The 9,879-nt window shown below is 66.5% G+C and carries 7 protein-coding genes; 3 read left to right on the top strand and 4 right to left on the bottom strand.

What is annotated here, in order from left to right:
• Window positions 1–30: 30 nt before the first annotated feature.
• From ACKAE7_RS19665 to ACKAE7_RS19650, 4 genes are all read right to left on the bottom strand, one after another.
• On the bottom strand, window positions 31–1,335 hold the full coding sequence (locus ACKAE7_RS19665) for an RNA polymerase sigma factor (RefSeq protein ID WP_408980077.1): 1,305 nt from the start codon (window positions 1,333–1,335) through the stop codon (window positions 31–33).
• Between the two features lie 307 nt (window positions 1,336–1,642).
• Window positions 1,643–2,893: a DUF4192 domain-containing protein gene (locus tag ACKAE7_RS19660; protein WP_408980076.1), complete on the bottom strand. Its 1,251-nt coding sequence runs from the start codon at window positions 2,891–2,893 to the stop codon at window positions 1,643–1,645.
• Window positions 2,894–2,993: 100 nt separating this feature from the next.
• A complete protein-coding gene (locus ACKAE7_RS19655) occupies window positions 2,994–4,340 on the bottom strand; it encodes an MFS transporter (RefSeq protein WP_408980075.1) in 1,347 nt (448 codons plus the stop codon).
• A 50-nt stretch (window positions 4,341–4,390) separates the two neighbouring features.
• Window positions 4,391–5,329: a proteasome assembly chaperone family protein gene (locus ACKAE7_RS19650; RefSeq protein ID WP_188812836.1), complete on the bottom strand. Its 939-nt coding sequence runs from the start codon at window positions 5,327–5,329 to the stop codon at window positions 4,391–4,393.
• Window positions 5,330–5,587: 258 nt separating this feature from the next.
• On the opposite strand from ACKAE7_RS19650, the gene ACKAE7_RS19645 reads away from it, so the two are divergent.
• From ACKAE7_RS19645 to ACKAE7_RS19635, 3 genes are all read left to right on the top strand, one after another.
• Entirely contained in the window at window positions 5,588–7,111 is a 1,524-nt protein-coding gene (locus ACKAE7_RS19645; protein ID WP_408980074.1) for a leucyl aminopeptidase, read from the top strand.
• A gap of 261 nt (window positions 7,112–7,372) precedes the next feature.
• On the top strand, window positions 7,373–8,755 hold the full coding sequence (gene lpdA / locus ACKAE7_RS19640; protein WP_190612073.1) for a dihydrolipoyl dehydrogenase: 1,383 nt from the start codon (window positions 7,373–7,375) through the stop codon (window positions 8,753–8,755).
• Between the two features lie 113 nt (window positions 8,756–8,868).
• A partial coding sequence (locus ACKAE7_RS19635) for a biotin/lipoyl-containing protein (RefSeq protein ID WP_408980073.1) occupies window positions 8,869–9,879 on the top strand: 1,011 nt, incomplete at its 3' end.

Here is a 9,879-nt window from a genome sequence, read left to right as displayed (position 1 = left end):
GGCGGGCCGCTTTTCCAGCTCATCCTGCTTTTAGTCGAGGTAGTCCCGGAGTACCTGCGACCGCGAGGGGTGGCGGAGCTTGGACATCGTCTTCGATTCGATCTGGCGGATGCGCTCACGCGTTACTCCGTAGACCTTGCCGATTTCGTCTAAAGTCTTCGGCTGTCCGTCGGTCAGGCCGAAGCGCATGGCCACAACCCCGGCTTCGCGCTCGGACAGGGTGTCCAGGACGGAGTGGAGCTGTTCCTGGAGGAGCGTGAAGCTCACGGCGTCCGCGGGAACAACGGCCTCGGAGTCCTCGATCAGGTCACCGAATTCGGAGTCGCCGTCTTCGCCCAGGGGCGTGTGCAGCGAGATCGGCTCACGGCCGTACTTCTGGACTTCGACAACCTTTTCGGGGGTCATGTCGAGTTCGAGTGCGAGCTCCTCGGGCGTGGGTTCGCGGCCGAGGTCCTGGAGCATCTGGCGCTGGACACGTGCCAGCTTGTTGATGACTTCAACCATGTGGACCGGAATACGGATGGTACGGGCCTGGTCCGCCATGGCGCGGGTGATGGCCTGCCGGATCCACCAGGTGGCGTAGGTGGAGAACTTGAAGCCCTTGGTGTAGTCGAACTTCTCCACTGCACGGATGAGGCCCAGGTTGCCTTCCTGGATCAGGTCCAGGAAGAGCATGCCGCGTCCGGTGTATCGCTTGGCCAGCGAGACCACCAGGCGGAGGTTGGCTTCGAGGAGGTGGTTCTTGGCGCGCTTGCCGTCATGGATGATGAATTCAAGCTCGCGCTTGTACTTCGGATCCATGGACCCGTCGTCCGCGTTGATCTTCTCTTCGGCGAACAGTCCGGCTTCGATCCGGAGGGCAAGGTCCACTTCCTGCTCGGCATTGAGCAGTGCCACCTTGCCGATTTGCTTCAGGTAGTCCTTGACGGGGTCGGCCGTGGCTCCGGCGGACATGACCTGCTGGACAGGCGCGTCGTCGTCGTCAGCGTCCGAGTAGACGAAGCCCTTGCCGGAGCCGGCAACTGCCTTGGCGGGATTAGCCTCGGCGTCCTCCTCAACGACTTCAGGTCCTTCGAGGACGATGTCGTCGAGGTCTTCCTCGACTTCTTCGGCGTCGTCGGTGTCACCGGCAGCGGACTTTGCGGCTGCCGCCTTCGCACCGGGCTTGGGGCCGCGCTTCTTGGGCTCGGGCTTGCCGTCCGCTGCAGCCGCACCGGCCGACGCCTTGTTGGCTGCCCGCGTAGCTGCACGCTTGGCGTTGGTCGCAGCCTGCTTCTCCTCGGCGGACAGTTCGTCCGGGGCGGCGGGGTCCTTCTTCGTGGAAGACGGGGTCACAGAAAACCTTTCTAGCGGTGGTCTGTGGAATCACCATACGGGCAACACCACTATGACCCTGTCAAGTCCGTGGTGAAAACCAAGCGCCACCACGGCCTGCAGAGTCTGTTAAGACAACTGCCGGAGCCGCTGTTATGTTCCCCGCGGGGTCCACGACTGTGCGCTCAATACACGGACCCAACCGGGTCTCGGCCTCCATTGTCTCATGTTTTCCCCGAATCGGGCCTCCCCGTCATTCGCCCACGCCGGGTGTCCCCGCCGTCCAGCCCCGCCTGCCGCCGCTCCCCCGCCCCCCCCCCGGGAGCGGTCACGCCGCGTCCGGGCCGAACTTCTGCCAGGCAGCCTCCTTCCGTGCCGCCCAGCCGCAGAGTGTTCCGCGCCGGACCAGTTCCAGCAGCAGTTCCGCGAGGCGGTACCCGGGTTCTGCGTCAAGGGCCTGCCGGAGATAGGCCGCCGAGTAGGAGCCGCGGCCGCGGCACCAGGCAATCCAGCCCCTCCCCGTGAACGATGCAGCCGCCGCCCGGCCGCCAGCTGCGGCAAGCCGCCCAAGGACCAGGTCCAGGGCGTTGAGCCGTTCCCAGTCCGGGACGGCAGGTGCCACGCCCATCAGGACGTCCCCGTAGCCTGGGATGTCTGCACCCGGCGGCCCTTCCTGGGGCGGTCCTCCCTCCGCCGCACGGCCCTGCAGACCATCCGCGGATGCCCAGGCCCCCTGAAATTCCTCCTGGGGCGCCACAGGGTCCAGCATGCATTCATCCCGGAAGAGCCCCAACTGCCCGGCACCGGCTTCGGCAGCTTGTGTGCCCGCTGCCGCCATCATCAGGACAGCATCCCGGTACGCGGGGACCAGCAGCGACGCCCGCAGGAATCCGTCGCGATCCGCCCCGGGCAGCCAGGCTTCCCCCTGGGGGCGGTTCAGCAGATCCCGCCAGATCCTGAGGACCGCGTCGAACTGCGGCCTGCTTGGCCGGCGAAGGTCCAGTTGTGCGGACCACGCGGTTTCAGCCTCCCTGACGGCAGCCAGGTAGAGGCTTGAAACCGGAAGCGCGCGTGCCTGCTCCTCCGGCTGCGGGCCAACGCTGCTTCCGCGGTACACCATCTCGGCGTTCAGGGTGCTGTCACGGATCTGCTGCACTGGCCGGCCGGGGAGCGGGCAGCATGAAACATCCCTGCACCAGGCCTGCCGCCAGAAATCATCGCCGACGTACCAGGCTTCGCGGACTGGCATCCCGGCCCTTTCCAGCGTGGAGTCCAGTCCGGCCAGCAGACCGTCGTACCGGGACGGCGACGACGCGCTGCCGTTGCTGGTGAAGAACGCCAGCAATGTGCCGTCAGCTTCCTTGTCCGCTTCCAGGTAGCGGAGGACAGCCTGCAGGAATTTTGCCGGTGCGGCCAGGACCTCGTGTCCCGGCAGGTCCAGCCGGAGGGTAGCGCCAAGCCTCGTACCCTGCAGGGTCATCGCCACGAGGCTCTGCGCCGGCCAGTATCCGAGTGAGTGCGGAATGAAGCCCAGGATGTCTTCCGGGCTGCGGACTGTCAGGTGGTCTGGAGAAGTCATGGCTCCAGCTTCCGCCGCCCGCCGGCGCCGGTTAAGGACGGAAAGCGTCTATGTGCGGAAAGCAGGCCTGTGGAGGACCAGTGCTAGTGGATGACCAGTGTCACTCGTCCGGGAGGGCGGAGCCGCGGCGCCGTGCAAGGTTTTCGCGCCGCTGGCGGGCCAGGGCGCTACGCAGCGGTGGCACAACCACACCCTGGGCGGCCATCTGCCGCCGCACTTTGCGCCGGCACACGAGCATGGCTGCTGCCCCGAACCCCAGCAGCAGGAACTGGACGCTCAGGGCGATCCGGAAAGGATCCAGACCGTAGAGGACGCCCTGGGAAAAGCCGCTGGCAAAAAGGATGTCCAGCACGAGCCCGATCAGGAAGATCGCCACGAGGGCGGCGATGAACCCGCCCACATTGACGATGCCCGTGGCCGTCCCGATCCGGTGTGCAGGGTTGAAGGTGCGGGCAAAGTCGAAGCCGATCATGGACCCCGGCCCGCCGACTGCGAGCACCACCACAAGACCGGCCAGCAGCCACAGCGGAGCACGGCCGGGGGTCAGCAGGACGGCGGCCCACGCGGCCGCAGTTGCGCCGGCGATAAGCAGGACCATGGTGGAACGCCGCAGCGGGTGGCGGGAGACGAAGCGTCCGATGAAGGGTCCCACCGCCATCGCGGCGGCGACGTAGAGGGCCATCAGGGCCGCCACCGTTCCGGCGTCCAGGCCCTGCCCGGAGAGCAGGAAAGGGTAACCCCAGGTCATGGCGAACACGGTGCCGCTGAACTGGATGGTGAAGTGGCTCCAGAGCCCCAGGCGCGTCCCAGGCTGGCGCCAGGCCCGGGCCAGCGAGGCCCCGGTAGCCCGCAGCCCCTGCTGGGCCTGCGGGCGGGCGGTTCCCGGCGGGACGTCCTGCAGCAGCACCAGGGTCAGGACGACGGCGAGGGCTGACATCCCGGCCAGCATGAGGAACGCCGGGGTCCAGCCCGCGAGATGCAGGACGAAGGCGAAGGGGATGACGCTGAACAGCTGGCCGAGCTGGCCGGACATGCCCGTCAGCTGCGTCACCAGCGGCACCCGGGCAGGAGCGAACCAGAGCGGAATCAGGCGGATCACGGAGATGAATGTCATGGCGTCCCCGGCGCCCACCAAAACCCGGCCTGCAACTCCCCCGGGAATGCTGTCTGCGAAGGCGAGCTGGAGCTGGCCCAGGCCCATAAGGACTGCGCCGCCGGCGATCATGGCACGGGAGCCGAACCTGTCCACCAGCAGCCCCACGGGAATCTGCAGCCCTGCATAGACAAGGAGCTGCAGGACGGTGAAGAAGGAGATCGCTGACGCGCTGGCCTGGAACCTCTCGGTGGCCTCCAGTCCCACCACGCCAAAGGACGTGCGCTGCGCCACGGCCACCAGGTACCCGAAAATTCCGATGGTCCAGATAAGCCAGGCGCGGGGTGCAGTCACCACTTCATTATGCCCGGGCGCCCGCCGCAGGCTTTTATCGGTCCAGCCCTTTACTGGCCCGGGTTCTCCCGGGCCAGGTACGCCTCCACCGCAGCCCCGAGGTCGTCGGCGTTGGGCAGCTCATCGTTCTCGTCCGCCAGGAGCGACCGGCGGACCGTGCCCTCGGCCTTTTCGTCGTAGCGGGCCTCCAGCCGCGACACCACCTGCTGGACGTCCTCGGAAGCGTCGATCTGCTCCGCGATCTGGCGGCTTACCTCGCGGCCTGCTTCGCGGAGCCTGTCCGAGGGGAGCATCAGGGATGTGGCTGCGCCCAGGTATTCAAGGCCCGCGACGGCGGCGGTGGGGTATTCCGCCTCGGCCAGGTAGTGCGGCACATGGATCACGTAACCGGCCACGTTCCGTCCTGCCTCCACCAGGCGGAGTTCCAGGATGTGGCCCACGGCGGCGGGGACCTCGACTGTCGGCTTCCAGACGGAGATGCCCTCGATCAGGTCAGGGCGGTTGCCGTGCACTGTCACTCCCACCGGCCTGGTGTGGGGAACGGGCATGGGGATGGAATGGATCCAGGTCACCAGGTTCACGTCGAGTTTCTCCACGATACCCACCACGGCCCGTGCGAACCTCTCCCACTGCAGGTCCGGTTCGAAGCCTGCCAGCAGCAGGAAAGGCTTACCCAGCCCGTCCATCAGCCGGTACAGTGCCAGCCGGGGTTCCTGGTAATCCTGGAGGTGGTCCTCCACGAACGTCAGGTGCGGCCGGCGCGAGCGGTAGTCAATGAGTTGGTCCGCATCAAAAACGGCCACCGGCTCGGCGTCGAGGGAGTCCAGCAGTTCGGCATTGATCTGCTTCACCACGTGCCCTGCGTCAGCGAAGCCTGTAAAGCCCATCACCAGGTTCAGTCCCCGGAGTTCAGGGCTGTGGAACAGCTCAATGTTGCTCGCATAGAGCGCATCGGGGTCCAGCAGTGAGCCGGAGATCCGTTCAAGCACGGCATGTTCCTTTCATGGGTGTGGGTGGACATTCTGTACAACGCCCGGGGACAGCCGGGCATTCCGGCGCCGGCTGTGGCGCACCTCTCACGAAATTCACCAGCTCAGACAGGGACGGGCTACGATCGGAACTGGCCTGCCAGGCGGGCCCACAGACACCCGGACTGCGTTCCGAACGGCCGTACCCGGGCAACCATGGCAGAGCGCCGAACATGCACCCCTGCCCGAACATCTTTCGAGAATCGAGGACTGATCCGCGTGGTCAAGAATACTGAAATCAACCTTAGTACCCTCTCGCGGGACCTGAAGAAAAGCCCCAGTGACGCCGTCGTCATAGGCGTGGGGCAGGGTGCGGACGGACCGGTCCTCCTGGACAATCCGCTGACCGCCCGGTCCGCCGAGGCGCTGGCTGATTCCCTCAAGGCCCTCGGCATTACGGGCGCGGCGGACCAGCTGGTGCGCCTCCCGGGCCTTCCCGAGACCGGCGCGGGCGTTTTGGTCCTCGCCGGGGTGGGCAAGGTATCAGCCTCGAAGCCACTGGCAGGGGAGGCCCTGCGGCGGGCAGCAGGCTCCGCCGTCCGCCAGCTCGCCGGCCTGGCCACGGTTGCCCTGGCATTCCCGACGGCGTCCCTCGCCGACGTCGAGGCCGTGGCTGAAGGTGCCGCGCTGGGCGCCTACTCCTTCAACGAGTTCCGGTCCTCCACGGACGGCCTGAAAAACCCCGTCCGCAACGCCGTGATCTTCACTGAACTGGCCGGCCAGAAGGAACTGGACGAGGTCCTCAAGCGGGCCACTCTGATCGGCAGGGCCGTCAACGCCACCCGGTCCCTGGTCAACCAGCCGCCAAGCCACCTCTATCCGGAAACCTTCGCCGACGCCGCGAAGGACCTCGCCAAGGGGCTGCCCGTCAAAGTGACCGTCTGGGACGAGAAGCGACTCGAGAAGGAAGGCTTCGGCGGCATCATGGGCGTGGGCAAGGGGTCGGCACGCCAGCCCCGCCTGGTGAAGGTGGAGTACTCCCCTGCCAAGGCAACCTCAAAGATCGCGCTGGTGGGCAAGGGCATCACGTTCGACACCGGCGGCATTTCCATCAAGCCGGCCCTGGGCATGGGCGACATGAAGAGCGACATGGCAGGGGCCGCCGTCGTCCTTAACACTGTCCTGGCCCTCGCGGGACTTGGCCTGCCGGTCAAGGCCACCGCCTGGCTCTGCATCGCCGAGAACATGCCCTCCGGTGCCGCCTCCCGCCCGGCGGACGTCCTCACGATGTTCGGCGGTAAGACCGTTGAGGTCCTGAACACCGATGCCGAGGGCCGTCTGGTGATGGCCGACGGCATCGTCGCCGCCAGCCGCGAGTACCCCGACGCCATCATCGACGTTGCCACCCTCACCGGTGCGCAGCTGATCGCACTGGGCAACCGGACCGCCGGCGTCATGGGAGCAGACAGCGTAACGGGGCCCCTCAAGGCAGCAGCGGACCGGGCCGGCGAACTCGTCTGGCCCATGCCGCTCCCCGAGGAACTGCGCCCCAGCCTCGATTCGCAGGTCGCCGACCTCGCCAACATCGGCGAACGCCACGGCGGCATGATGACCGCCGCCGTTTTCCTCCGCGAGTTCGTGGGTAAGGGCAAGGACGGGGAACAAATCCCCTGGGCCCACATCGACATCGCCGGACCCTCCTTTAATAACGGGAGCCCCTATGGCTATACGCACAAGCAGGGAACGGGCTGCACGGTCCGGACCCTGGTGGCGTACGTGGAGGACATCCTGGCTGCAGCCTGACCCCTTTGGCCGCGCCTCCGGCGTGCTGTCACGCGGCTTTGCGGGACCGGTGATCCCTGTGCCACAAAGCCGCGTGACACTCGACACAAGCGCTCCACAAACGTGGTGCCAGGGTGGAGCATGGATAAGTGGTTCGCTAAGGTGAACCACGGTAGTCACAAATGCAAGAGAATCGGCCTGCTGGCATAATCACGGCAGTGCAAGTTCCAAGACCAGATGATGCGCAGGATCGCGTCATCGTTCACGCGAGGGAGCGTTTTAGTGGCCGATCAGGCAACTGCGCAAGAATTCGACATCCTGGTACTCGGTGGCGGCAGCGGCGGATACGCCGCCGCGCTCCGGGCAGTACAGCTTGGCCTCACCGTCGGCCTCGTGGAGAAGGCAAAGCTGGGCGGCACCTGCCTCCACAACGGCTGCATCCCCACCAAGGCCCTCCTGCACTCGGCGGAGCTGGCCGACCACGCCCGCGACTCCGCCAAGTACGGCGTGAACGTCACCCTTGACAGCATCGACATCAACGCTGTCAACGCGTACAAGGACGGCATCATCGCCGGCAAGTACAAGGGCCTGCAGGGACTCATCAAATCCAAGGGCATCACCGTCATCGAAGGCGAAGGCAAGCTCCAGGGCACCGACACCGTCGTGGTGAACGGCACCGCGTACAAGGGCAAGAACATCGTCCTGGCCACGGGTTCCTACTCGCGCACCCTGCCCGGCCTGGAGCTCGGCGGCAAGGTCATCACCTCCGACCAGGCCCTGACCATGGACTTCATCCCCAAGAGCGCCATCATCCTCGGCGGCGGCGTCATCGGCGTCGAGTTCGCCTCGGTGTGGAAGTCCTTCGGCGTGGACGTCACCATCGTGGAGGGCCTGCCTTCGCTGGTTCCCAACGAGGACGCCACCATCGTCAAGAACTTCGAGCGTGCCTTCAAGAAGCGCGGCATCAAGTTCTCCACCGGCGTGTTCTTCCAGGGCGTCGAGCAGAACGACGACGGCGTCAAGGTCACCCTGGTGGACGGCAAGACGTTCGAAGCCGACCTGCTGCTGGTTGCCGTGGGCCGCGGCCCCGTCACCGCCAACCTCGGCTACGAGGAAGCGGGCATCACCATTGACCGCGGCTTCGTGATCACCAACGAGCGCCTCCACACGGGCATCGGCAACATCTACGCGGTGGGAGACATCGTCCCCGGCGTGCAGCTGGCGCACCGCGGCTACCAGCAGGGCATCTTCGTGGCCGAGGAAATCGCCGGCCTGAAGCCCGTGGTGGTCGAGGACATCAACATCCCCAAGGTCACCTACTCCGAGCCGGAGATCGCCACCGTGGGCTACACCGAAAAGGCCGCCAAGGAGAAGTTCGGCGAGGACCAGGTGCAGACCCAGGAATACAACCTCGCGGGCAACGGCAAGAGCTCCATCCTGGGCACCTCCGGCCTGGTCAAGCTGGTCCGGCAGAAGGACGGCCCCGTGGTGGGCGTCCACATGATTGGTGCCCGCATGGGCGAGCAGGTGGGCGAGGCCCAGCTGATCGTCAACTGGGAAGCGTACCCGGAGGATGTGGCCCAGCTGCTCCATGCCCATCCCACCCAGAACGAGTCCCTGGGCGAAGCCCACATGGCACTCGCCGGCAAGCCGCTTCACGGCTAGTCTCCCCAACACCCAAGGGCCTGGTGCACCCGGCACGGAATGCCGGGTGCACTAGGCTGGCCAAACGGCAGCAATCATCCGCACTAAAGATCAATAAGGAGAACGGGGACGACATGTCTGAATCCGTTAACTTGCCCGCCCTCGGTGAGAGCGTCACCGAAGGAACCGTCACCCGCTGGCTTAAGCAGGTAGGTGACCGGGTAGAGGTGGACGAGCCGCTGCTCGAAGTCTCCACCGACAAAGTAGACACTGAAATCCCCTCTCCTGTAGCTGGCGTGATTGAGGAAATCCTGGTGGCCGAGGACGAGACCGCCGAGGTCGGCGCTCCCCTGGTCCGCATCGGGGACGGCTCCGGCGGCGGCGCACCCGCCGAAGAAGCGCCCGCCGAGGAGGCCCCCGCTGCCGAGGAAGCGCCGGCTCCCGCCGAAGCACCCTCCACCGAGGCGCCCGCTCCCGCAGAAGCACCTGCGCAGGAAAAGTCCGCACCCGAGGCACCGGCCGCCGGCGGCGAAAGCCACGACGTCACCCTGCCGGCCCTCGGTGAGAGTGTCACCGAAGGTACCGTCACCCGCTGGCTCAAGGCTGTTGGCGACGCCGTGGAGGTGGACGAGCCCCTGCTGGAGGTTTCCACTGACAAGGTCGACACCGAAATTCCCTCCCCCGTGGCAGGCACCCTCCAGGAAATCCGCGTCAACGAGGATGAGACCGCAGAGGTCGGATCCGTCCTTGCCGTTATCGGTTCAGGCGCTGCTGCCGCCCCGGCCGAGGCCCCCTCCACCGAGGCACCGGCCAAGGACGAGCCCAAGGCCGAAGCACCGAAGGCTGAGGCACCCGCACCGCAGGCCGCTCCCGCCCAGGAAGCACCCAAGCAGGAAGCACCCAAGGCTGCACCCGCTCCCCAGGCTGCTGCACCGGCGTCCGAAGAAGCTGCCCCGTCAGCAGGCGGATCCGACTCGGGCTATGTCACCCCCCTGGTCCGGAAGCTCGCCAACCAGCACGGCGTGGACATCACCTCCCTCTCCGGCACCGGCGTCGGCGGCCGCATCCGCAAGCAGGACGTCATCGCCGCAGCCGAGGCAAAGGCAGCTCCCGCCGCCGCGCCCGCAGCTCCGGCAGCCTCCGCC

The sequence above is a fragment of the Pseudarthrobacter sp. NKDBFgelt genome, from assembly GCF_046097905.1.
In the GTDB taxonomy this organism is placed as follows: Bacteria; Actinomycetota; Actinomycetes; order Actinomycetales; family Micrococcaceae; genus Arthrobacter; species Arthrobacter polychromogenes.
This window is presented reverse-complemented; position numbering and strand designations above follow the sequence as displayed.

Coding starts and splice junctions, on each gene's coding strand:
- ACKAE7_RS19660 (WP_408980076.1), bottom strand. CDS start 2,893: ATGACTTCTCCAGACCACCTGACAGTCCGCAGCCCGGAAGACATCCTG.